Below are 25,135 nucleotides of genomic sequence, written 5' to 3'. Positions count from 1 at the left end.
ATCAACTGAATGCGGAGTATCCGAACATGCCAAAGATGAAAACTAAGAGTGGTGCAGCCAAGCGTTTTCTCAAAACCGCTAATGGCTTCAAGCACAAGCACGCTTTCAAGAGCCACATCCTGACCAAGATGTCCACCAAGCGTAAGCGTCAACTTCGTGGTAGCACCATGGTGCACCCGTCTGACGTAGCAAAAGTGGCGCGCATGCTGCGCGTTCGTTAATCGGTCAAGATAGAGGAAATTACTCATGGCTCGTGTTAAGCGCGGCGTTATCGCTCGTAAGCGTCACAAAAAAATTCTGAAACTCGCTAAAGGCTACTACGGTGCGCGTTCGCGCGTATTCCGCGTTGCCAAGCAGGCTGTGATCAAGGCAGGCCAGTACGCCTACCGCGACCGCCGTCAGAAAAAACGTCAGTTCCGCGCTCTGTGGATCGCTCGTATCAACGCTGGTGCACGTGTTAACGGTCTGTCTTACAGCCGTTTCATTGCTGGCCTGAAAAAAGCGTCCATTGAGATCGACCGTAAGGTTCTGGCTGATCTGGCAGTGAACGAAAAAGCGGCGTTTGCTGCGATTGTCGAGAAAGCGAAAGCCGTACTGGCTTAAGTCCCCGACAATCACCGGGTTCGCCCGGTGCTAAACGTCACCAATAGGGGAAGAGCCTTCAAGCTCTTCCCCTATTTCGTATCTGGAGTCTGTAAATGGAAAATCTGGATGTGCTGGTCTCGCAAGCGCTTGAGGCCGTTAGCCACACCGACGATGTGAATGCCCTTGAGCAACTGCGCGTTCACTATCTGGGCAAGAAGGGCGAGTTGACTCAGGTGATGAAGACCCTGGGCAATCTCTCGGCTGAAGAACGCCCGCAAGCCGGTGCGTTGATCAACGCAGCCAAAGATAGAGTTCAGGATGCTCTGAACAGCAAAAAAGACATGCTGGACCAGGCTGCGCTGAGCGCCAGGCTCGCTGCCGAAAAAATCGACGTCACGTTGCCGGGGCGCGGTCAGGCCTCTGGCGGCCTGCACCCTGTCACGCGCACGCTGGAGCGCGTGGAGCAGTTCTTCACGCGCATTGGTTATGGTATCGCCGAGGGACCTGAGGTCGAAAACGACTATCACAACTTCGAAGCGCTCAATATTCCGGGCCACCACCCGGCACGAGCGATGCACGACACTTTCTATTTCAACGCCAATATGTTGCTGCGCACCCATACCTCTCCGGTTCAGGTGCGTACCATGGAATCGCAGCAGCCGCCGATCCGCATCGTTTGCCCCGGCCGCGTTTATCGCTGCGATTCCGATATCACTCACTCGCCGATGTTCCACCAGGTTGAAGGCTTGCTAGTCGATGAGGGCGTGAGTTTTGCTGACCTCAAGGGCACCATCGAGGAGTTTCTCCGGGTGTTCTTTGAAAAGCCGCTGGGCGTGCGTTTTCGTCCGTCATTCTTCCCTTTTACCGAGCCATCAGCTGAAGTCGATATGCAGTGCGTGATGTGCAGCGGGAAAGGCTGTCGCGTGTGCAAGCAGACTGGCTGGCTTGAAGTCATGGGCTGCGGCATGGTCCATCCGAACGTACTACGCATGTCGGGTATCGATCCGGAAAAATATTCCGGCTTCGCCTTCGGTATGGGTGTTGAGCGCCTGGCCATGCTGCGTTATGGCGTCAACGATTTACGGCTGTTCTTCGATAACGACCTGCGGTTCCTGGCGCAATTTCGCTAGTGCCCTCGCATTCCGTAATCAAATGGGTTCAGGAGAACAGACAGTATGAAATTCAGTGAACAATGGCTGCGCAGCTGGGTGAACCCCACTGTTTCGCGTGATGAGCTAGTGGCCCGCCTGTCCATGGTTGGTCTTGAAGTGGACGCAGTGACTCCGGTTGCTGGTCTGTTCAGCGGTGTTGTCGTGGGTGAAATTCTCAGCGCCGAGCAGCACCCCGACGCCGATAAACTGCGCGTGTGCCAGGTCAGCAATGGCAGCGCCAGCTTCCAGGTGGTCTGCGGTGCGCCCAATGCCCGCGCCGGTATCAAGATTCCCTTCGCCATGATTGGCGCTGAGTTGCCGGGTGACTTCAAAATCAAGCAGGCCAAACTGCGTGGCGTGGAGTCCCAGGGGATGCTCTGCTCGGCTTCCGAGCTGCAAATCAGTGAAGACAACAGCGGCCTCATGGAGTTGGCGGCTGATGCTCCGATTGGTCAGGATATTCGTGTGTATCTGGGCTTGGACGATGCCAGTGTCGAAATCGGTCTTACCCCCAACCGGGGAGACTGCCTGTCGTTGGCTGGTCTGGCTCGCGAAGTGGGTGCCATCTACGGTGCATCGGTAGCACCCGTCTCGGTTGCTCCGGTTGCCGCAGCTCATGATGAAGTGCGTCCGGTCGAAGTGCTTGCCTCCAAAGCTTGCCCGCGCTACTTGGGTCGCGTTGTTCGCCACGTCGACCTGTCCAAACCTACCCCGTTGTGGATGGTCGAGCGCCTGCGGCGTTCCGATGTTCGTAGCATCGATGCTGCCGTTGACATCACCAATTACGTGATGCTGGAACTCGGTCAGCCGATGCATGCCTTCGACCTCGCCGAGATCAATGGCGGTATCCGCGTGCGCATGGCGGAAGAGGGTGAAAAACTGGTTCTGCTGGATGGCCAGGAAGTCAGCCTGCGTGCAGACACCCTGGTGATAGCTGATCACGAGCGCGCTCTGGCCATCGCCGGCGTGATGGGGGGCGAACATAGCGGTGTGAGCGGTAAAACCGCTGACCTGTTCCTGGAAAGCGCATTCTTCGACACCATCGCTGTGGCTGGTAAGGCGCGCTCCTATGGCTTGCATACCGACTCTTCGCATCGTTTCGAGCGGGGTGTGGACTCGCAGCTGGCGCGTAATGCAATGGAGCGTGCTACTGCGCTGCTGTTGGATATCGTCGGCGGTGAAGCCGGCCCGATCATTGAGGTGACCAGCGCCGAAGATCTGCCGAACGTCGCGCCGATCACTTTACGTGCCGAGCGTATCAGTCAGATGTTGGGCATGGAAATGGATGGCGCCGAGGTCGAGCGTCTTCTTGCCGCGTTGGGGCTGGGCGTAACCGCTCAAGGTGCAGGTCAGTGGCAGGTCAGTGTGCCGAGCCATCGTTTTGACATCAGTCTGGAGGTCGATCTGATCGAAGAGCTGGGGCGTCTGTATGGCTATAACCGCTTACCGGTTCGCTATCCGCAAGCGCGTCTGGCTCCGCAAGCCAAAGCCGAAGCCTCCGTCGAGTTGCCCGCCTTGCGTCGTCTGTTGGTCGCACGCGGTTATCAGGAGGCCATCACTTACAGCTTTATTGATCCCAAGTTGTTTGAGTTGTTCAGCCCCGGCATTCAGCCGTTGTTGCTGGCCAACCCGATTTCCGCCGACATGGCGGCCATGCGTTCCTCGCTATGGCCCGGGTTAGTCAAAGCGCTGCAGCACAACCTCAATCGTCAGCAGGCGCGTGTCCGTCTTTTTGAGAGTGGCCTGCGGTTTGTTGGCCAGCTTGAAGGGTTGAAGCAAGAGCCCATGCTGGCAGGGATTGTGTGCGGCACGCGTTTGCCGGAAGGCTGGGCGCATGCGCGTGATGGCGTAGATTTCTATGATGTTAAGGCGGACGTCGAAGCGTTGCTGGCCAGTGCGGGGGCGGGTGGCAGTTTTGCATTCGTGCCAGGCGAACATGCTGCATTGCATCCAGGGCAGACGGCTCGAATTGAGCGGGAAGGTCGCGTTGTTGGCTTCTTCGGCGCTATCCATCCTGAGCTTGCCAAGGTGCTGGGGTTGGATCAGTCCGTGTTCATGTTCGAACTGGTATTAAGTGAGATCACTCAAGGTGTGATGCCGAAATTCCAGGAGCTGTCCAAGTTCCCTGAAGTGCGGCGCGACCTTGCATTACTGGTTGATCGTGACGTCCCCGCGCAGGATCTGCTCAGCGCTATTCGTGACGCAGCTGGCGAGTGGTTAACTGACCTCAGGCTATTTGACGTGTATCACGGTAAAGGCATTGATCCTCATAGAAAAAGCCTGGCTGTTGGCTTGACCTGGCAACATCCATCGCGCACTCTTAATGACGACGAGGTGAGTACCACAACGCAAAATATTCTCACCTCCCTGGGACAAAGGTTCAACGCCACGTTAAGGAAGTAGCGTATGGGGGCTCTGACGAAAGCTGAGATGGCGGAACGTCTGTATGAAGAGCTGGGCCTGAATAAACGGGAAGCCAAGGAGTTGGTGGAACTGTTCTTTGAAGAAATCCGCCAAGCGCTGGAGCTCAACGAACAGGTCAAGCTCTCGGGGTTCGGTAATTTTGATCTGCGCGATAAGCGTCAGCGCCCCGGTCGCAATCCAAAAACAGGAGAGGAAATCCCGATCACGGCTCGCCGTGTCGTGACTTTCCGTCCAGGCCAGAAACTTAAAGCCAGGGTCGAGGCGTATGCTGGAACCAAGTCATAACGACGAACTGCCCGCGATACCCGGCAAGCGCTACTTCACCATTGGTGAGGTGAGTGAATTGTGTGCTGTCAAACCACATGTCTTGCGTTACTGGGAGCAGGAGTTCCCACAGCTCAATCCAGTTAAGCGGCGTGGTAATAGGCGTTACTACCAGCGTCAGGATGTGCTGATGATTCGTCAGATCCGCGCGCTGTTGTATGATCAGGGCTTCACCATTGGCGGAGCGCGTCAGCGTCTCTCGGGTGATGAGGCAAAAGATGACAACACGCAATACAAACAGCTCATCAAGCAGATGATTGCCGAGCTTGAGGATGTACTGCTAGTGCTTCGCAAATAATGCTACGGAAGTAAAAAAAACTTCCACAATTCAGCAGCTTATTGTAGAGTCCTCACCGCTTCCAGTAACACGGAAGCACAGTCGGGGCGTAGCGCAGCCCGGTAGCGCACTTGCATGGGGTGCAAGGGGTCGAGTGTTCGAATCACTCCGTCCCGACCAAAAACCCTAGAAAATCCAACCACCTAGCGGTGGTTGGATTTTTTTATGGGCGATTATTTTTTATTGAGCTTCAAATAAGCGCTTCTGGTGACCGTTTGTGCTGAGCTACGTTTCCGTAGTGGTTGGTTGGCGCGCCATTGCTGGGGGATGCATAAAGCGAGCTGGCCCTCTCCTCCGCACCGCTAGCTGTGATATCTCAGTAGGTCGTTCATCCGGGGGCATTCCCGGAATTCTGGAAGTGCGACCAACCAAATTTTCCAGGAGCCCCGGATGAACCTGCATACACATGCCTGTATTAGCCCGCGAGGTCGAGTTCTGCTAGTGCCATGCTCAAAGGCCTGCGCGTAGGGGATGCCGCGCAAGCCGCGGGAGTAAGTGTTCGAACAGGCTAACTAGGCCGCTTCTGGAGGCCAGGGCACTGGCTCACCAGTGACCGTCAGCAATGCTCGGACGGTGCCGACTGGGAGTTCGTCCATGTAGCCATCGATGATGCGGTCCCGACCGGCCTTCACCAGTCTGCACTTAGGGCGAGCGAGGCAGTAGTGCCTGTCGCGTTACTGCAGCCCCTACGCTACTAGCGCGGGCTGGGTATCCGCTTTCGCCGGGTCATGACGAACAATGGCGCCAGCTAACGCTCCCAGGCATTCCTGCAGCTATGCGCTCGCCTTGCTGCGGCACATCCTTCAAAGCGCAATCCGCCACACACTAGTGGCAAGGCGGAGCGGTTCATCCAGGCTGGTCTGTCCCGGAACTGGTGGAGAGGTCGCTCTGGCCCCCAGATCTGGTGCGATAGCGCTAGCAGTTGGACTGTTCTCTCATAGGTGGTGCAAATTTCTCGAATACAGGGCTTGTATTGATAATTATTATCATTAATATGCGAGTCACATAGTAGCCGAGGATAGATCGGTGGGGACGTTCTACAGCTTGGGAAAGCAGGCGGCATCTATGACATGGATGGACGCCAACATTCGTACAAAGGAGTTGGAGCTCATCTACTGTGAGCATCGACATATCCTCATTGATGCTGCCCGTGGCGTGCTCGGTTGCAGAGCTCGTGCCGAGGATGTAGTGCAGGATGCCTTTCTTAAACTCTTGGAAAGTGCTGAGCGCAATATCATTGAGGAGCCGCTGCGCTACCTTTTTCGTATGGTGCGAAATTTGTCTATTGATCGTTTGCGCCGCTTGGCTCTGGAGGGGCGCTACAGCAATGACGAGGACTCTTTGGATGCACTGCTGGTACCGCAATCCGGTACAGAGCAGCAAGCCATCGGTCAATTGCAGTGGCAGCGCTTGCAACGGGTGCTGGACGAACTTCCGGAGCGCACCCGAGCCGTGTTCACAATGAGCCAATTGGAGGGCTACAGTCAGCGCGAAGTAGCTACTTTCTTAAGCGCCTCGCCGACCCTGGTGCATTTTCTCCTGCGTGACGCCCTTGATCATTGCCGCAGTCGCCTTGAGCCCTCCGCGACATGACACGTGTTTATTTTTCACTCCGGACCTGACCCTATGAAACTGCTCCAACTACTGTTCCGTGATAATCGCCTGCCATTAGTTGGCATCATGTTGCTCAGTCTGTGCAGCGCCGTTCTTAGTGTTGGCGTAATTGCTTTTATCAACTTGCGCCTTATCGGGGTCAAAGATGACTTGGGACTGACACTTATAAGTTTTATTGGATTACTGACACTGCTGCTGGCTTGCGCGGGTGGAGGGCAGGTGGCCTTGCACAGGCTCGGGCATCATTTCGTGTATCGCCTGCGTCGCAACCTGGTGCGTCGAGTTCTGGATACTGATATCGAGCGACTGGAGCAAATCGGTGGTGCACGGATTCTCGCTAGCCTATCGAGCGATATCCGTAACATCACCATCGCCTTTGTGCATATGCCGGAGCTGGTCTATGGCCTGATTCTTAGCATCGCTGCATTCGGCTACTTGGCCTGGCTGTCGCCTGCGCTGTTCGGTATCACCGCCGTCTGGCTGGGTTTAACCCTTCTGGTGGGCTGGTTCTTCGTCGGCAAGGTCAATAAACACATACGGCTATTACGCGAGGCCGAAGATCATCTGTACCAGGATTACCAGGCGATTATTGATGGTCGCAAAGAGTTGGCCTTGAACCGAGATCGCGCGCGCCTACTGTTCGACGAGGAGTTTGATCGCGACGCCCAGGTCTATCGCGACAATGTCACCCGGGCGGATATCTTCAACGGCCTTGCGGGTAGCTGGGCCAATTGCATGGTGCTTGGCAGCATTGGACTGGTGTTCTTCTGTGCCAGCGGTCTGGGCTGGGCCGAAGCCAGCGTCGCGGCCACCTTTGCCCTGACTGTGCTGTTTCTGCGCGCTCCCATGGTCGCGGCCGTGGCGGCGCTGCCCAGCCTGCTGGCCGCGCGCATCTCGCTTGGTAAGCTCGAGTCTCTGGAATTGGCGGCCGAAACTTCGGAGATAGCCAGGCTATCGAGCCCGGCCCACTGGCAATGCCTCCAGTTGGCGGGTGTTGAGTATCGCTATCCGGGTGATGGTGGCGAAGCAGGCTTCGATGTGGGTCCCATTGATCTGCAGTTGTATCGCGGCGAGTTGGTGTTCTTGGTCGGCGGCAATGGCAGCGGAAAATCGACGTTGGCTCGCCTGTTGACGGGGCTGCACCGGCCGAGTGCCGGGGAGATTCGTCTCGACGGTCAGCCAGTGCAGGCTGAACAGTGGCAGGCCTATCGCCAGTTGTTCGCTAGCGTGTTCACTGATTTTCATCTGTTCTCACGCCTGCTTGGGCCGCTCGGTCAGGAGGTGGATGAGTCGCTGGTGGGGCGCTGGCTGGATCAATTACGACTGCGCCGCAAGATACGCTTCTCTGCCGGCCGGTTAGCCGGTACGCGTTTCTCCCAAGGCCAACGCAAGCGCCTGGCCCTTCTTCTGGCAATGCTGGAGGATCGAGATATTCTGATCCTCGACGAATGGGCGGCTGACCAGGATCCGTTGTTCCGTCGCCTGTTTTACCGCGAGTTACTGCCGCAACTTAAAGCGGCCGGTAAGACAATCATTGCCATCACCCATGACGACCATTACTTCGACCAGGCCGACCGACTCCTCAAAATGGATGGCGGCCGCTTGTACGAGCTCAGCGGCCAGGCCCGCGAACGTGCCACGCGCGATGCGGTCATGGAGATAGCTGATCGCGCAAATGCCGAAGTAGTCGGCGCCCCCCTATGAGTTGAAGTTTAAAGCGCCTTCGGGCGAGAGCTTCGCTCGTCCGTAATTTGCAGTTAAATAAAAACTATTAGCAACCTTATTCGTCTTTAAGGCGAGCCAATTCGATTGGCATATGCGAGGTACTGAGAATGAGCCTGGATAATCCGCAAACTACCTTCCTGGTGGTTATCAATGACCAACAGCAATACGCCATTTGGCCAGCCTACAAAGCAGTCCCCGCTGGCTGGCAGGATGCGGGTGTGCGCGGCGACAAGCCTACCTGTTTAGCGCATATCGCCAGCGTTTGGACTGACATGCGCCCGCGCAGCCTGCGTGAGGCGATGGATGTTTAATGCTGCTGCTCTGCCAAGTTCAAGTAGTGCCAGGGTCCACTTACAAATCGGTGGAGCGCCTCACTGAAGCTTGGCGTTTTCGCGGCGTGTTACGCCACGACTTCGACTTGCCCGTGGCTCAGTGCCATCCGTGTCGAGAGAGGCTGTCGAGCGTTTGCGTGTAGTGGGCGCGCCGGACTTCAGCCTGAACGAAAGTCCTGTGCGCCTGGAGGCGTGAAAGTCGCCGTGCTTTCACTCTGGAGTGGCTGGAAGGCGATCACGCCTACCTACGGCTTCAGGAAGACGAGTGGCTATCCCTGATCGAATTCCATGCCTTGCGCCTGTTGCAGCGCGAGGCGGCCGGTGCGCCCCTGAGCGCCTAGGCCAATGCCTGCGAGGTAGTGTTGATGAACGCGCAAACCGAGTGCCAGCCCGTTGCTGCCCTGCAATGGGCTCCGCTGTCCTTCGCCCAGCAGCGGCTGTGGTTCTTCAGCCGCCTGGAAAGCGGCAGCACCGCCTACAACATTGGTGGTCTGCTGCGCTTCGAGGGGGCCCTGGATCTGGACAGCCTGTGTCATGGACTGGATCAGGTCTACGCTCGCCATGCCGCACTGCGCACCGTGTTCCGCGAGCAGGATGGCCTGGCCCAGCAAGCCGTGCTGCCTCCCGGCTCGATGCCGCTGGAGATCATCGAACTGGAAGGCGGCGACGATCACCTTGAGGCTTTGGCGCGTGGTTTCATCGAGGCCGAGTACGATCTGACCCGGGGGCCGCTGGTGCGCTGCGCCCTGTATTGCCTCGGCAAGAGCAGCCACGCCTTGGCGGTGGGCATGCACCACATCATCTCCGACGCCTGGTCGGTGCGGGTGATGGTCGAGGAAATGGCCGAGTTCTATCGTGCCCGCCTACAGAATCGCCAGCCGGTCATGACGCCGCAGCCCCTGCAATACAGCGAGTATGTCGTGGGCCAGCGCGACTGGCTCGATAGCGAGGCGGGCACCCGGCAGATGGCCTTCTGGCGCGAGCGCCTGGGCAGCGAGCAGCCGCCGCTGAGCTTGACTCCGGACTTCCCGCATAGCGCCCAGGCCGCGCGTCGTGCCGCCTACCGCACGCTGCAGGTGGAGCCAGCTCTGGTGGCGCGTCTCAGCGACCTGGCCAAGGCCAATGGCGCGACTCTGTTCACTGTGCTGCTGGCGGCCCTGCAGCTGCAGTTGGCGCGCCTGTCCGGCCAGCGTGAAGTGCGCATCGGCGTGCCAGTGGCCGGCCGTGCCAAGGGTTTCGAGCGCCTGCTTGGTTTCTTCGTCAACACCTTGGTGCTCAAGGCCGAACCACGTCCTGAGCAGTCGGTAGCGGACTGGCTGAGTCAGGCCCGCATCGGCTTGAAGCAAGCTCAGGCCAACCAGGAAATGCCTTTCGAGCGCCTGGTGGAAGAACTGGCGCCGAGCCGTAGTCTGGGCCAGCAGCCGCTGTTCCAGGTGGCGTTCAACTACCGGCGCCAGCATCCGCTGGCAGCCAACTGGCTGCCGGGCATCGAAACCGTGCTGGACGAGGTGCCGTCCAGCCAGATTCCCTTTGACCTGGCCCTGGACGCGGTGCGCGACAAGGGCGACCAGCTGTCGATCAACTTCGCCTACGCCGCCGACCTGTTCGCCGAAAGCAGCATCGAGCGACTGATCGCCGGCTTCCTTGAGGTGCTCGACGGCTTCGCCACCTCGCCGCAGGCCGCGCTGGGCGAACTGGGGCTGGTCAGCAGGGGTGAGCGCCGCTTGCTGGCCGAGTGGAATAAGCCGCGTCAGGCCTTCGATGCCGCGCGCTTGTTGCCTGAATTGATCGCCGAGCAGGCGCGCCTGCGTCCGGATGCCATCGCCCTGGTGCATGGCGGCGAGCGGATTGCCTTTGCCGAGCTGGAGTCTCGCTCCAACCAACTGGCCAATCTGCTGGTTTCCCACGGCGTACAGCCGGAGTCCCGTGTCGGCGTCTCGCTGGAGCGCGGTAATGCGATGATCGTGGCGATGCTGGCGGTGCTGAAGGCCGGCGGCGCTTTTGTGCCGCTGGACCCTGACTATCCGCGTGAGCGCCTCAGCTACATGGTCGAGGACTCGGGGCTGAAGTGGCTGATCACCTCGTCCGATCTGGCCGAGCGCCTGCCGTTGTCCTCTGCGGTTGAACCGCTGTATCTGGATCAGCTGGATCTGTCCGCGTGTGACTCCTCAGCGCCTGAGGTACAGCTCCATCCGCTGAATCTGGCCTACCTGATCTACACCTCCGGCTCCACCGGCCAGCCCAAGGGCGTGGCGGTGAACCACCTCGGCCTGAGCATGCATGTGCAAACCATTGGCCAGCGCTATGGCATGACCCCTGACGATGTGGAACTGCACTTCGCCTCGATCAGCTTCGACGGCGCCCTGGAGCGCTGGACTGTACCGCTGGCCTTCGGCAGTCGCCTGGTGATTCGTGACCAGGAACTGTGGAGCGCGGAGAAGACCTGCCAGGTGATCGCCGCCGAAGGCGTGACCATTTCCTGCCTGCCGCCGAGCTATGCCCAACAACTGCTGGATTGGGTGGAAAGTCAGAACCTGAAGCTGCCTGTACGTTCCTGGACCCTGGGTGGCGAAGCTTTTACCCGCGAAACCTACGAGCGCCTGCAGAAAGTGCTGCAGCCGCAACGGATCATCAACGGCTACGGCCCGACCGAGACGGTGGTCACCCCGCTGATCTGGGAAGCCTATCCGGGTGACAGCTTCGAGGCGGCCTATGCGCCGATCGGCAATCCGGTCGGCCCGCGCCGCCTGTATGTGCTGGATGCCGAGCTGAACCTGCTGCCCATCGGCGTGGCCGGTGAGCTGTATATCGGCGGTGAAGTCGGTCTGGCTCGCGGTTACTTCCAGCGCCCCGAGCTGACCGCCGAGCGCTTCCTGCCCGATCCGTTCGGCCAGGCAGGGGAGCGCATGTACCGCACCGGCGATCTGGCGCGCTGGCGTGCCGACGGCACCCTGGATTACCTGGGACGGGTCGATCACCAGGTGAAGATCCGTGGCTTCCGCATCGAGCTGGGCGAGATCGAGAGCCAGCTGCTGGCCCTCGAAGGCGTGCAGGAGGCGGCGGTCATTGCCCGCGAGACGCCGGCCGGCAAGCAACTGGTGGGCTATGTGGTGGCCAAACAGGGCGCCGATACTGCACCGCTGAAGGCCGAGCTGGCCAAGGTGTTGCCGGACTATATGGTCCCCGCGCAGATCATTGCCCTGGACAAGCTGCCGCTGACCCCGGCCGGCAAGCTGGATCGCGCCGCGCTGCCGGAACCGACCTGGCAGAGCCAGGACTACGAAGCGCCGCAGACCGACAACGAGCGTATCCTCGCCGCCATCTGGGCCGACGTGCTGGGTGTGGAGCGGGTAGGGCGCCAGGATCATTTCTTCGAGCTGGGTGGCGATTCCATCGTCGCCTTGCAGGTGGTCAGTCGTGCACGCCAGCAGGGGCTGGGCCTGACGCCGAAGGACCTGTTCCAGCAGCAGACCCTGGTGCAGCTGGCTGGTGTTGCCCGCAGCGTCACCGCACCGCTGGCCGATCAGGGACCGGTAACTGGCACAGCGCCGCTGCTGCCAATCCAGGCGCGCCTGCTGCAGCGCGAGAGCCTGGCCCCGTGCAACCAGTACCTGCTGCTGGAACTGGCCGAGCCGTTGCCGGCCGCCCATCTGGAACAGGCGCTGCAAGCCCTGGTTCAGCACCACGACGCCTTGCGCCTGCGCTTTGAGCGGCTCGATGGCCAGTGGCAGCAAGTACATGCCGCCGAAGCGGCGGGTTCTCTGCTGCAACGGGTCGAGCTGGCCGCCGGCGAGGACCCGCAGCCGCACTATGACGCCGTGCAGCGCAACATTGATCCGGCCAGCGGTTCACACCTGCGTGGTCTGTACCTGACCCAGCCAGGACAGGCCGATCGCCTGCTGCTGTCCATCCACCACCTGGTGGTCGATGGGGTGTCCTGGCGCGTACTGCTGGAAGACCTGCAGCGTGCCTGTCTGCAACTGGCCAGCGGCCTGGCGGTGCAGCTACCGGCCAAGACCAGTGCCTTCAAAACCTGGGGCGAGCGCCTGGTCGACTGGAATGTGGACGCACAACTGCCGTACTGGCAGGCCCAGCAGACCGGCGGCGAGCTCCCCCTGCAGAGCCAGGAGGCGGGCACCGAAGGAACCCGCAAGCGTATCGAGCTGAGTCTGGAGGCCGGCTTCACTCGCGACCTGCTGCAGGCTGGCCAGCGCGCCTATCGCCTGCGTGCCGACGAACTGCTGCTGACCGCCCTGAGCCGCGCGCTGTGCAGCTGGAGCGAGCAGCCGGCGCTGACCCTGCACCTGGAGAGCCATGGCCGCGCGCCGCTGTTCGAGGATATCGACCTGTCGCGCAGCGTCGGCTGGTTCACCAGCCTCTACCCCGTGCGCCTGCAGCCCGAGACCGAGCTGGCTGCCAGTCTCAAGGCGATCAAGGAGCAACTGCGCGCAGTGCCCGATCTTGGCCTGGGCTTTGGTCTACTGGCCCAACAAGGTCAATTGACCGAGCGCGCCCCGCAACTGCTGTTCAACTACCTGGGCCAGTTCGACGAGGGCAGCGATGGCTTGCGTCTGCGCGAAGGCGGCCTGTGGCGCGAAGCCGATGCGCCCATGGACGCTCCATTGGTCATCAATGCCGAGCAGCGTGGCGGTGCCCTGCAGCTGCACATCGACTTCAACCCTGCGCAGCTGGCGCGCACCACCTTGGAGGGCCTGGTCGCACGCCTGCAGGATGAGTTGCACAGCATCGCCCAGCACTGTGCCAAGGTCTCGCCACGGCTGACCCCCAGCGATGTGCCGCTGGCCGGTCTGAGCCAGATCGAGCTGGATGAACTGGCCGGCGTGGAGGACATCCACCCGCTGTCGCCGCTGCAGCAGGGCCTGCTGTTCCACAGCCAGCTGGAAGGCGCCGGCAGCTATGTCAGCCAGCTGCTGCTGCCGTTCACCGGCCTTGATCCTGCTCGCCTGCAGAACGTCTGGCGCCAGGTGCTGGCGCGCCACGGCGTGCTGCGCAGCCGCTTCCTGCTGGGCGAGCGCCCGTTGCAACTGGTGCAGGCCGAGGTCGAGCTGGACTGGCAGGAGCTCGACTGGCGCGGCGTCGCCGATTTCGAGGCGCAGCTGCAGGCCTTCTGCAGCGCCGAGCGCGAGCGCGGCTTTGCCCTCGACCAGGCGCCGCTGCTGCGCCTGGCGCTGATCCAGCGCGGCGCCGGTGACTTCGTGCTGGTCTGGACCCTGCACCATCTGTTGCTGGACGGCTGGAGCAACGGCCTGCTGTTCGCCGAGGTGCTGGCCCTGTATCACGGTGATCGCCTGCCGGCACCGGGCGGTCAGTTCCGCGACTACATCCACTGGCTCGAAGGCCAGGATGCGGCTACCGAGCAGGCCTTCTGGCGTGAACAGCTGGCCCCGCTGGACGGTGCCACACGCATCGCCGGCTGCCTGCCGTGCCGCGCCCCGGAGCAGGGCCATGCCCGTCATCCGCTGCCGCTCGATAGCGCCACCGAACAACGAATTCGCAGCTTCGCCCATCGCCATGGCCTGACCCTCAATACCCTGGTACAGGCCGCCTGGGCCTTGCTGCTGGCGCGCCTGACCGGCAAGCGCAGCCTGTGCTTCGGCGCCACCGTGGCCGGTCGCCCGACCGAGCTGGCCGGCAGCGAGCAGATGCTTGGCCTGTTTATCAACAGCCTTCCCGTTGCCGTGCAACTGCCGGCCGAGCAGCCGCTGGGCGACTGGCTGGCCGCGCTGCAGGTGCAGAACCTGCAGCTGCGCGAGCACGAGCACAGCCCGCTGCACGATATCCAGCGCTGGGTCGGCAGCGCCGGCGAGGCACTGTTCGACAGCCTGCTGGTGTTCGAGAACTACCCACTGGGCGAGGCACTCAAGCAGGCCGAGCGTGGCGAGCTGCGTTTGGGGCTGCCACAAAGCCACGAGTTCACCCATTACCCGATGACCCTGGCCGTGCTGCCGGGCAGCCGCCTGGAGCTGCTGCTGGCTTACGACCGTGCGCATTTCGATGCCGACGGCATTGCCCAGGTCGAGGCGTTGCTGCGCCAGGCCCTGGCGCAGGTCTGCGGCGACCCAGCGCGTGCGCTGGGCAGCCTGCAGCTGAGTTCCGCCGATGAGCAGGCACGGCTGGCCGAGTGGAACAAACCGCGCCAGTCCTTCGATGCCGCCCGCCTGCTGCCCGCGCTGATCGCCGAACAGGCGCGCCTGCGCCCGGAGGCCATCGCCCTGGTGCATGGCGGTGAGCGGATTGCCTTCGCCGAGCTGGAGTCTCGCTCCAACCAACTGGCCAATCTGCTGGTTTCCCACGGCGTACAGCCGGAGTCCCGTGTCGGCGTCTCGCTGGAGCGCGGTAATGCGATGATCGTGGCGATGCTGGCGGTGCTGAAGGCCGGCGGCGCTTTTGTGCCGCTCGATCCGGACTATCCGCGTGAGCGCCTGAGCTACATGGTCGAGGATTCGGGGCTGCAGTGGCTGATCACTTCCTCTGACTTGGCCGAGCGCCTGCCGCTGGGCGAGGGCGTTGAAGCGCTGTATCTGGATCGGCTGGACCTGTCCGCCTTCGAGGCATCGACACCGTCGGTACAGCTCCATCCGCTGAATCTGGCCTACCTGATCTACACCTCCGGCTCCACCGGCCAGCCCAAGGGCGTGGCGGTGAACCACCTCGGCCTGAGCATGCATGTGCAGACCATCGGCCAGCGTTACGGCATGACCCCGGACGACGTGGAGCTGCATTTCGCCTCGATCAGCTTCGACGGCGCCCTGGAGCGCTGGACCGTTCCGCTGGCCTTCGGCAGCCGCCTGGTGATTCGTGACCAGGAACTGTGGAGCGCGGAGAAGACCTGCCAGGTGATCGCCGCCGAAGGCGTGACCATTTCCTGCCTGCCACCGAGCTACGCCCAGCAACTGCTGGACTGGGTGGAGTCGCAGGGTCTGAAACTGCCGGTACGCTCCTGGACCCTGGGTGGTGAGGCCTTTACCCGCGAAACCTACGAGCGCCTGCAGAAGGTGCTGCAGCCGCAACGGATCATCAACGGCTACGGCCCGACCGAAACCGTTGTGACCCCGCTGATCTGGGAAGCCTACCCGGGTGACTCCTTCGAGGCAGCCTATGCCCCCATCGGTAACCCGGTCGGCCCGCGCCGCCTGTATGTGCTGGATAGCGAGCTGAACCTGCTGCCCATCGGCGTGGCAGGCGAGCTGTATATCGGTGGTGAAGTGGGCCTGGCTCGCGGTTACTTCCAGCGCCCCGAGCTGACCGCCGAGCGCTTCCTGCCCGACCCGTTCGGCGTCGCCGGCGAGCGCATGTACCGCACCGGCGACCTGGTGCGCTGGCGTGCGGACGGCACCCTGGATTACCTGGGCCGCGTCGATCACCAGGTGAAGATCCGTGGTTTCCGCATCGAGCTGGGCGAGATCGAGAGCCAACTGCTGGCCCTCGAAGGCGTGCAGGAAGCGGCGGTGATCGCCCGTGAGACGCCGACCGGTAAGCAACTGGTGGGCTATGTGGTGGCCAAACAGGGCGCCGACACTGCACCGCTGAAGGCTGAGCTGGCCAAGGTGTTGCCGGACTATATGGTCCCCGCGCAGATCATTGCCCTGGACAAGCTGCCGCTGACCCCGGCCGGCAAGCTGGACCGTGCCGCGCTGCCGGAACCGACCTGGCAGAGCCAGGACTACGAAGCGCCACAGACCGACCACGAGCGCATCCTCGCCGCCATCTGGGCCGAAGTGCTGGGTGTGGAGCGGGTAGGGCGCCAGGATCATTTCTTCGAGCTGGGCGGCGATTCCATCGTCGCGCTCAAGGTGGTCAGCCGCATTCGCCAGCAGGGCCTGCAGCTGCCGCTCAAGGCGCTGTTCGAGCAGAGCCGACTGGCCGACTGTGCGGCTTCCCTGCAACGCGAAGCTGTCGATGCGCCGGTGCTGCGCGCGCTGCCACGCGGTGGCGACCTGCCGCTGTCGCATGCCCAGCAGCGCCTGTGGTTCCTCAATCGTCTGGACCCGAGCAACGGTGCCTACCATATGCCGGCAGGCCTCGACCTGCAGGGGCGTCTGGACCGCCAGGCGCTGCAGGCCGCTTTCGACCAGCTGGAAGCGCGCCATGAGGCGCTGCGTACGCGCTTTGTCGAGGTGGGTGGCGAGGCGCGCCAGCGCATTCTGGCGCCGCAGGGCCAGCGCATCGACTGGTTCGACCTGCGTGAACTGCCGGCCAGTGAGCGTGAAATCGAGGCGCGCGATTATGCGCAGAAGCTGCTCACGCGCCCGTTCAACCTGGCTTCCGAGCCGCTACTGCGGGTGAGCGTGCTGCGCCTGGCCGATCAGGAGTACCGCCTGCTGCTGGTCCAGCACCACATCGTCTCCGATGGCTGGTCGATGCAGCGTTTCATCGGCGAGTTCGCCGCCGCCTACGCGGCGTTCGCCGAGGGCCGTACCGCGCAGTTCGCGCCGCTGCCGCTGCAGTACGCCGACTATGCCCAATGGCAGCGCGACTGGCTGAAATCCAGCGAAGCCACGCGCCAACTGGCTTACTGGAAGGCGCGCCTGGGTGAACACCAGCCGCTGCTGGAGTTGCCCACCGACCATCCACGCCCGGCTCAGGGGGCGCGCCAGGGCCTGCGTTGGCGCTTCGAGCTGTCGCCGTTGCTCACCGCGCAACTGCGCGCCCTGGCCCAGCGTGAGGGCAGCACCCTGTTCAGCCTGTTGCTGGCGGCCTGGCAGACCTTGCTGCACCGCTACAGCGGCCAGGAGGATATCCGCGTCGGCGTACCGGTGGCCGGGCGTAGCCTGGCGGAAATGGACGGCGTGCTCGGTTGCTTCATCAACACCCTGGTGCTGCGCGGCGAGCCAGCGGGGCTGAAACCCTTCCGCGATCTGCTCGGCGAACTGGTCCAGGCCAGCCGCAATGCCCTGGCCAACCAGGAACTGCCCTTCGACCAGTTGGTGGAAGCCCTGCAACCGACGCGCAGCCTGAGCCATCACCCGCTGTTCCAGGTGACCTTCAACCATCAGCAGGTGGACTTCAGCGCCCTCGGCAGCCTGCCGGGCCTGCGCGTGCAACCGCATGACCCGGGCGCCGCCGGCGCGCAGTTCGACCTGGCGCTGGATACCGAGGAGGCGGCCGATGGCAGCCTCAGCGGTTTCGTCAGCTACGCCGCCGAGCTGTTCGAGGCGCGCACCATCGCCCGCCTGGCACGGCATTTCGTACGGCTGCTGGAAGGCATCTGCGCCGACCCGAGTCAGCCCATCGGCCTGCTGCCGTTGCTGGAGGAAGACGAGCAGGCGCAGCTGGCCATCTGGAACGATACGGCCAAGGACTACGGGCCGCAGGTTTTCCTCAGTGAGCGCATCAGCCAGCAGGCCGCGCGCACGCCGCAGGCGCCAGCCCTGGTGTTCGGCGAGCAGACGCTGAGCTACGCCGAGGTGGAGGCACGTATCAACCAATTGGCCAACCGCCTGCGTAGCCTCGGCGTGCAGCGCGGCAGCCTGGTCGGTATCAGCCTGGAGCGCTCGCTGGAGCTGGTGATCGGCCTGCATGCCATCGTCCGCGCCGGTGGTGCTTACGTGCCGCTCGACCCGGAATACCCGCTGGAACGCCTGGCCTATCTGCTGGAGGATTCTGGCGTCGACCTGTTGCTGTCGCACAGCGCGCTGGTCGAGCGTCTGCCGCTGCCGGCCGGGCTCAAGGCCCTGGGCCTGGATCGCGAGGACTGCAGTGCCCAGCCGGTCACGCCGCCGGCAATCAGCCTCCAGGGCAACGATCTGGCCTACGTCATCTACACCTCCGGCTCCACCGGCAAGCCCAAGGGCGCCGGCAACAGCCACGAGGCCCTGGCCAACCGCATTCTGTGGATGCAGGAGGCCTATCAGCTCGGCGCTGGCGATGTGGTGCTGCAGAAAACCCCGTTCAGCTTCGACGTCTCGGTGTGGGAGTTCTTCTGGCCGCTGATCACCGGCGCCTGCCTGGCCGTGGCCGCGCCGGGCGACCATCGCGACCCGCAGAAGCTGGTGGAGCTTATCCAGCGCCACAAGGTCAGTACGCTGCACTTCGTGCCCTCCATGCTGCAGGCTTTCCTCCTACACCCGGACGTGGAGCAGTGCCAGAGCCTGACCCGCGTCATCTGCAGCGGCGAGGCGCTACCGGCGGAGCTGCAGGTGCGGACCTTCCAGCGCCTGCCGCAGGCTGGGCTGTACAACCTGTACGGTCCGACCGAAGCGGCCATCGACGTCAGCCACTGGACCTGCGTGGAGGAGGGGCGGCATGCCGTGCCGATCGGACGGCCGATCGCCAACCTGCGCCTGCATATCCTCGATGCCCAGCTCAACCCGGTGCCGCAGGGCGTGCCCGGCGAGCTGTACATCGCCGGCATCGGCCTGGCGCGCGGCTACCACCGCCGTCCGGAACTGACCGCCGAGCGCTTCCTGCCCGATCCGTTCAGCAGCGAGGGCGGACGCATGTACCGCACCGGCGACCTGGTGCGCTGGCGTGCCGACGGCGCCATCGACTATCTGGGGCGCATCGACCATCAGGTGAAGATCCGCGGCTTCCGCGTCGAACTGGGCGAGATCGAAGCCCAGCTCGGTGCCCAGCCGGGCGTCGCCGAGGCCGTGGTGGTGGCCCGCGACAGCCAGATCGGCAAGCAGCTGGTCGGCTATCTGGTGGCCGATCCGCTGCCGGTGGATGAGACCGCTTGGCTGGCCGGCATCAAGGCGGCATTGAAGAGCGAGCTGCCCGAGCACATGGTGCCCTCGATCCTGATGCGCCTGGAGCGCATGCCGCTGTCGCCCAACGGCAAGCTGGAGCGTCGTGCGCTGCCCGAGCCGGTGTGGCAGGCACGGGTTTACCGGGCGCCACAGAGCGAACGGCAGATCGCCCTGGCGGCTATCTGGCAGGAAGTGCTGGAAGTGGCCCAGGTCGGCCTCGACGACAACTTCTTCGAACTCGGCGGGCATTCACTGCTGGCCACCCAGGCCGTGGCCCTGCTGCGCCAGCGCCTGGGGCTGGAACTGCCGCTGCGCGCCTTCTTCGAAGCGGAAAACCTGGCGGCCCTGGCCGCCAACCTCGACGGTCAAGCCCCGGCCGCTGCCGAGGAAGAAGACCAAGACCTGCGCGACATGGCCGCGCTGCTCGACGAACTGGAGGCCCTGTGACCGCGCCCATCGACAAGGCCGCTCTGGCGCGGCGTTTCCTCGCCTTAGGGCCAGCAGAACAGAAGCGTTTCCTCGAACTGCTGGCCAGCAAGGGCATCCGCTTCGACCGTCTGCCGCTGGTGCCGGCGCCGCGTGGCCAGCATCAGCCAGCCTCGCATGCCCAGCAGCGCCTGTGGCTGGTGGCCCAGCTGGAGCCGGACAGCAGCGCCTACCACATGGTCGGCGCCTTCGCCCTGGAGGGTGAGCTGGATCGTGCCGCGCTGATGGCGGCTCTGGAGCTGATTGTCGAGCGCCACGAGGCGCTGCGTACGCGTTTCTACGAACACGACGGCCAGCTATGCCAGCGCATTGACCCGCCAGGTCCGCTGGCCCTGGAGGAGCGCGACCTGCGCGGCGAGGCCGAGGCCGTGCAGACCCTGGCCGATGCCCATGCGGCGCGGGCCTTCGACCTGATCGAAGGGCCGCTGCTGCGCGTGCAGTTGCTGCGTCTGGACGAGCAGCGCTGGCGCTTGCAGATCGTCTGCCACCACATCGTCTCCGACGGCTGGTCGATCGGCGTGTTCGCCGAGGAACTGGGCCGCGCCTATGCCGCGCTGCGCCAGGGGCAGGCGCCGCAACTGGCCGAGCTGCCGATCCAGTACGCTGACTATGCCCAGTGGCAGCGCGCCTGGCTGGAGGCCGGCGAGCGCGAGCGCCAGCTCGGCTACTGGCGCGAGCGCCTGGGTAGCGAGCAGCCGGTGCTGGCCTTGCCCTACAAGCTGGATGCGAGTGGCCAGCGGCACGCCGCGCGCCAGGCTGTCGCGGTGCCGCCAGCCCTGGCCGAGCGCCTGCGCCAACTGGCCCAGAGGGAGGGCGCGACCCTGTTCATGCTGTTGCTGGCGTCCTTCCAGCTGCTGCTGGCGCGCTACAGCAACCAGCGTGATATCCGTGTCGGTGTGCCGGTAGCCAACCGCCAGCGCGCCGAGACGGCGCCGCTGGTGGGCTTCTTCGTCAATACCCAGGTGCTGCGCGCCGAGTTCGATGTCGGCCTGAGTTTCCGTCAGCTGCTGGCCGAAGTGCGCCGTCACGCGTTGGACGCCCAGGACCAGCAGGACCTGCCGTTCGACCAGCTGGTGGAGGCCCTGGCGCCCGAGCGCAGCCTGGGCCAGACGCCGCTGTTCCAGGTGTTGTTCAACCACCAGAAGCGCGACCTCGGCGCCTTGCAGCTACCCGGCCTGCGCCTGGAACCGCTGGCTCAGGGGGTGCCGCACGCACTGTTCGACCTGGCCCTGGACAGCCTGGAAGACAGCGCCGGCCAGCTGCGCCTGACCCTGACCTGGGCCCGCGAGCGCCTCGACGATGGGCAGATGCAGAAGATGGCGGCGCATCTGCTGAGCCTGCTGGAGCGGGTCAGTACCGCACCGGATCAGCCTTTGGTGCGTCTGGAGGTGCTGGATGGTCAGGATCAGTTGCAACTGGCCGAGTGGAACATGTCGCGGCAGAGCTTCGATGCCGCGCGCCTGCTGCCCGCGCTGATCGCCGAACAGGCGCGCCTGCGCCCGGAGGCCATTGCCCTGGTGCATGGCGGTGAGCGGATTGCCTTCGCCGAGCTGGAGTCTCGCTCCAACCAACTGGCCAATCTGCTGGTTTCCCACGGCGTGCGCCCGGAATCTCGTGTCGGCGTCTCGCTGGAGCGCGGTAATGCGATGATCGTGGCGATGCTGGCGGTGCTGAAGGCCGGCGGCGCTTTTGTGCCGCTCGATCCGGACTACCCGCGTGAGCGCCTCAGCTACATGGTCGAGGATTCGGGGCTGCAGTGGCTGATCACTTCCTCCGACTTGGCCGAGCGTCTGCCGCTGGGCGAGGGCGTTGAAGCGCTGTATCTGGATCAGCTCGACCTGTCTGCCTTCGAAGCATCTGTGCCTATGGTGCAACTGCACCCGCTCAATCTGGCCTACCTGATCTACACCTCCGGCTCCACCGGCCAGCCCAAGGGCGTGGCGGTGAACCATCTCGGCCTGAGCATGCATGTGCAGACCATCGGCCAGCGCTACGGCATGACCCCGGACGATGTCGAACTGCATTTCGCCTCGATCAGTTTCGACGGCGCCCTGGAGCGCTGGACGGTGCCGCTGGCCTTCGGCAGCCGCCTGGTGATTCGCGACCAGGAGCTGTGGAGCGCGGAGAAGACCTGCCAGGTGATCGCCGACGAGGGCGTGACCATTTCCTGCCTGCCGCCGAGCTATGCCCAACAACTGCTGGATTGGGTGGAAAGTCAGAACCTGAAGCTGCCTGTACGTTCCTGGACCCTGGGTGGCGAAGCTTTTACCCGAGAAACCTACGAGCGCCTGCAGAAGGTGCTGCAGCCGCAACGGATCATCAACGGCTACGGCCCGACCGAGACGGTGGTCACTCCACTGATCTGGGAAGCCTATCCGGGCGACAGTTTCGAGGCGGCCTATGCCCCCATCGGCAATCCGGTCGGTCCGCGCAGCCTGTATGTGCTGGATGCCGAGCTGAACCTGCTGCCCATCGGCGTGGCCGGCGAGCTGTATATCGGTGGCGAAGTCGGCCTGGCTCGCGGTTACTTCCAGCGCCCGGAGCTGACCGCCGAACGCTTCATGCCTGATCCGTTCGGCGCCGCTGGTGAGCGCATGTACCGCACCGGCGACCTGGTGCGCTGGCGTGCGGATGGCACCCTGGATTACCTCGGTCGCGTCGATCATCAGGTGAAGATCCGTGGCTTCCGCATCGAGCTGGGCGAGATCGAAAGCCAGCTGCTGGCCCTGGACGGCGTACAGGAGGCGGCGGTGATCGCTCGTGAGGCGCCGGCCGGCAAGCAACTGGTGGGCTATGTGGTGGCCAAACAGGGCGCCGACACTGCACCGCTGAAGGCCGAGCTGGCCAAGGTGTTGCCGGACTATATGGTTCCCGCGCAGATCATTGCCCTGGACAAGCTGCCGCTGACCCCGGCCGGCAAGCTGGACCGTGCCGCGCTGCCGGAACCGACCTGGCAGAGCCAGGACTACGAAGCGCCACAGACCGACCACGAGCGCATCCTCGCCGCCATCTGGGCCGAAGTGCTGGGCGTGGAGCGGGTAGGGCGCCAGGATCATTTCTTCGAGCTGGGCGGCGACTCCATCGTCGCCTTGCAGGTGGTCAGCCGCGTGCGCCAACAGGGGCTGCAACTGGCGCCGCGCGAGCTGTTCCAGTTCCCCCGCCTGGCCGAGCTGGCCCAGGCGGCCCGCGCTGCTGGTGAGGAAATCGCGCAGGAACCGGTCACCGGCGAACTGCCGCTGGCGCCGATCCAGGCGCATTTCTTCGCCATGAATCAGGCGGAGCCGGCGCACTGGAACCAGGCGCTGAATCTGGAGCTGCTGCGTCCGCTTGATCCGATCCTGCTGGAGCAGGCACTGCAGGCACTGGTGGCGCATCACGATGGACTGCGCCTGCGTTTCGAGCAGCGCGACGGTCGCTGGGCCCAGCACTACGGCGAGGTGCAAGCTGATCAGATGCTGCTCTGGCAGCGCGAGGCGGCTGACGACGCGCAGGCCGAAGCGCTGTGCAACGAGGCGCAGCGCAGCCTGGACCTGGCCCGAGGGCCACTGTTGCGCGGCTTGCACCTGCGCCAGGCGGGCAAGGCGAATCGCCTGTTGCTCGCCGTCCATCACCTGGTGGTGGACGGGGTGTCCTGGCGCATCCTGCTGGAAGACCTGTTGGCGGCCTATCGCCAGCTGGAAGCCGGTCAGGCCCTGCGCCTGCCGGGCAAGAGCCAGTCCTACAAAGGCTGGAGCGAATCCCTGCAGCAATGGGCACGTAGCGACGCGGCGCAGGTCGAACTGGATGCCTGGTGCAGCCGGCTGAGTGGCCCGGCGCTGGCCCTGCCACGCGAGCTCGACGGCATCAGCGCCAGCCATGGCGACAAGCGCGAAGTGCGCTTGGCCCTGGATGCTGGCGAGACCAAGCGCCTGCTGCAGGCTCCGGCGCAGCTGGGCGTGCGTATCGATGCGTTGTTGCTTACCGCGCTGACACGCGCCCTGTGCCGTTGGAGCGGCCACTCCGGCCTGCGGGTCAACCTCGAAGGCCACGGCCGCGATGCGCTGGCCGGCGACCATGATCTGACGCGCACGGTCGGCTGGTTCACCAGCCTGTATCCGCTGCAGCTGCCGCACCTGGACGATCCGCAGCTGCAACTGCAGCGCGTGCAGCAGCATCTGCAGCAGGTCGAACACGGCGGCCAGGGCTACGGCGTGCTGCGTTGGCTGGGCGATGCGCAGGCGCGGGCTTCTCTTGCCGAGCTGCCGACCGCCGAAGTGATCTTCAACTACCTCGGCCAGTATCAGGCCGGCGCGGCGGCGGACTGGTTCCGCCCGGCCAGCGGCGGTGGTGCGGCGGTGGCGGCCGACAACCCGCTGGCGGCGCGTCTGGCGGTCAACGGCCAGGTGTTCGACGGCCAGTTGCAGCTGTCCTGGGAGTACGCGGCCAACCAGTATCGCGGCGAGACCATAAAATCCCTGGCTGCGGACTATCGCCGGGAGCTGCTTGGCCTGCTGGAGCTGGCGCGCGGCCAGGCCGTGCAGGGCCCGTCGCCCTTGCTGCGCCTGACCCGTCAGCAGGCAGATAAAGCCCCGCTGTTCTGCCCGCACCCGGTCACCGGCCGGGTCACCGGCTACCAGCCGCTGGCGGCGCGCCTGGACGGCACGCGCGAAGTCTTCGGCCTGCAGTGCCGCAGCTTCCTCGACCCGAGCTGGCGCGATGCTGCGCTGACCGAGATGGCCGATGCCTACCTGGCCGCGCTGCTTCAGCAGCAGCCGCAGGGCCAGTATCACCTGGTCGGCTGGTCGCTGGGCGGCAGCCTGGCCCTGGAGCTGGCGGCACGTCTGGAAGCACGGGGGGCGGAGGTGGCCTTCCTCGGCCTGCTCGACTGCTATGTGCCGGGCACCGAGATCGCTGGCGACGACGCCCGCCACCCGCAGGCCCGGGCCAAGCTGGTCGAGCATCTGCAGCTGTTGGCGCCGGAGCTACACGCCAAGGCCTGGGATGGCCTGTTCGAACGACTCTTGCAGCTGGAACCGCTGGACTGGCCGCAGGTCGCCAGCACCTGGTTCGCGGGGCAGGCGCTGGACGGCATGACCCGCCAGAGTCTGGAGGAACTGCTGTTCGCCTGGGCGCTGGAGCAGCATATGCGCCGCTTGTGTGCCGGCTACGCACTTCCCACGGTGAAGGTGCGTCCGCACTGCTGGTGGGCGGCGCAGCCAGCCGGACGCGCGGTCTTGCTGGAGCGTGGCCTGGAGCAGGTGCAGGGCAGGGCGGCCGCGCATCGACTGATCGAGGCCGATCACCAGGGTATCGTTCGTCATCCGCAGGTACTAGCCGAGTTGGCTCAGTTGCTGGAGCGATGACAGCTAAACGAGAAAATTGTCTTAAACGCTAAATTTTTTCCACGCAGGTTCGTCTAGTAGGGGTGAGCGGAATAAATACGAATCTTTCTTATTAGATTTAACTATG

General features: G+C 63.6%; 10 protein-coding genes, 1 tRNA gene and 2 pseudogenes. All 13 read left to right on the top strand.

Annotated features, from left to right (window positions below):
* The first annotated feature begins 26 nt into the window (after nt 1–26).
* The 13 genes and pseudogenes from rpmI to OU997_RS19545 all read left to right on the top strand — a co-directional run bounded on the left by rpmI (nt 27) and on the right by OU997_RS19545 (nt 25,029).
* Nucleotides 27–221 carry a 50S ribosomal protein L35 gene (gene rpmI, locus OU997_RS19605; RefSeq protein ID WP_079202156.1) on the top strand — a complete coding sequence of 65 codons (195 nt, stop codon included), beginning with the start codon at nt 27–29 and terminating at the stop codon, nt 219–221.
* A 25-nt stretch (nt 222–246) separates the two neighbouring features.
* On the top strand, nt 247–603 hold the full coding sequence (gene rplT / locus OU997_RS19600; RefSeq protein WP_040069108.1) for a 50S ribosomal protein L20: 357 nt from the start codon (nt 247–249) through the stop codon (nt 601–603).
* Nucleotides 604–698: 95 nt separating this feature from the next.
* A complete protein-coding gene (gene pheS / locus OU997_RS19595; RefSeq protein ID WP_108489044.1) occupies nt 699–1,715 on the top strand; it encodes a phenylalanine--tRNA ligase subunit alpha in 1,017 nt (338 codons plus the stop codon).
* Between the two features lie 45 nt (nt 1,716–1,760).
* The gene (gene pheT / locus OU997_RS19590) at nt 1,761–4,139 is read left to right on the top strand and encodes a phenylalanine--tRNA ligase subunit beta (RefSeq protein ID WP_267808198.1); all 2,379 of its coding nucleotides are present in this window, start codon (nt 1,761–1,763) and stop codon (nt 4,137–4,139) included.
* 3 nt (nt 4,140–4,142) lie between these two features.
* Entirely contained in the window at nt 4,143–4,445 is a 303-nt protein-coding gene (ihfA, locus tag OU997_RS19585) for an integration host factor subunit alpha (RefSeq protein ID WP_003243414.1), read from the top strand.
* Nucleotides 4,426–4,782 (top strand): MerR family transcriptional regulator, encoded by a 357-nt coding sequence (locus OU997_RS19580; RefSeq protein WP_108489042.1) that lies wholly within the window; start codon nt 4,426–4,428, stop codon nt 4,780–4,782. Before ihfA ends, OU997_RS19580 begins: the two co-directional genes overlap by 20 nt.
* Nucleotides 4,783–4,864: 82 nt before the next feature.
* Nucleotides 4,865–4,941 (top strand) — tRNA-Pro (locus tag OU997_RS19575).
* Between the two features lie 945 nt (nt 4,942–5,886).
* Nucleotides 5,887–6,414, top strand: a complete 528-nt coding sequence (locus OU997_RS19565) for a sigma-70 family RNA polymerase sigma factor (RefSeq protein ID WP_267808177.1) — start codon at nt 5,887–5,889, stop codon at nt 6,412–6,414.
* 33 nt (nt 6,415–6,447) lie between these two features.
* Nucleotides 6,448–8,139, top strand: a complete 1,692-nt coding sequence (locus OU997_RS19560) for a multidrug ABC transporter permease/ATP-binding protein (protein WP_267808176.1) — start codon at nt 6,448–6,450, stop codon at nt 8,137–8,139.
* Nucleotides 8,140–8,267: 128 nt separating this feature from the next.
* Entirely contained in the window at nt 8,268–8,471 is a 204-nt protein-coding gene (locus OU997_RS19555; protein WP_108490660.1) for an MbtH family protein, read from the top strand.
* A 386-nt stretch (nt 8,472–8,857) separates the two neighbouring features.
* Nucleotides 8,858–16,378: pseudogene (locus OU997_RS19550) on the top strand (amino acid adenylation domain-containing protein); the annotation flags it as partial.
* A gap of 42 nt (nt 16,379–16,420) precedes the next feature.
* Nucleotides 16,421–19,594 (top strand): annotated as a pseudogene (locus OU997_RS21145) (amino acid adenylation domain-containing protein); the annotation flags it as partial.
* A 50-nt stretch (nt 19,595–19,644) separates the two neighbouring features.
* The gene (locus OU997_RS19545) at nt 19,645–25,029 is read left to right on the top strand and encodes a non-ribosomal peptide synthetase (RefSeq protein ID WP_267808173.1); all 5,385 of its coding nucleotides are present in this window, start codon (nt 19,645–19,647) and stop codon (nt 25,027–25,029) included.
* Nucleotides 25,030–25,135: the final 106 nt, after the last annotated feature.

The organism is Pseudomonas sp. SL4(2022) (genome assembly GCF_026625725.1).
GTDB lineage: Bacteria > Pseudomonadota > Gammaproteobacteria > Pseudomonadales > Pseudomonadaceae > Aquipseudomonas.
Note: the sequence above shows the minus strand (reverse complement) of the source record. Positions and strands in the feature narration are given on the sequence as shown.

Coding starts and splice junctions, on each gene's coding strand:
- rpmI (WP_079202156.1), top strand. CDS start 27: ATGCCAAAGATGAAAACTAAGAGTGGTGCAGCCAAGCGTTTTCTCAAA.
- rplT (WP_040069108.1), top strand. CDS start 247: ATGGCTCGTGTTAAGCGCGGCGTTATCGCTCGTAAGCGTCACAAAAAA.
- pheS (WP_108489044.1), top strand. CDS start 699: ATGGAAAATCTGGATGTGCTGGTCTCGCAAGCGCTTGAGGCCGTTAGC.
- pheT (WP_267808198.1), top strand. CDS start 1,761: ATGAAATTCAGTGAACAATGGCTGCGCAGCTGGGTGAACCCCACTGTT.
- ihfA (WP_003243414.1), top strand. CDS start 4,143: ATGGGGGCTCTGACGAAAGCTGAGATGGCGGAACGTCTGTATGAAGAG.
- OU997_RS19580 (WP_108489042.1), top strand. CDS start 4,426: ATGCTGGAACCAAGTCATAACGACGAACTGCCCGCGATACCCGGCAAG.
- OU997_RS19565 (WP_267808177.1), top strand. CDS start 5,887: ATGACATGGATGGACGCCAACATTCGTACAAAGGAGTTGGAGCTCATC.
- OU997_RS19560 (WP_267808176.1), top strand. CDS start 6,448: ATGAAACTGCTCCAACTACTGTTCCGTGATAATCGCCTGCCATTAGTT.
- OU997_RS19555 (WP_108490660.1), top strand. CDS start 8,268: ATGAGCCTGGATAATCCGCAAACTACCTTCCTGGTGGTTATCAATGAC.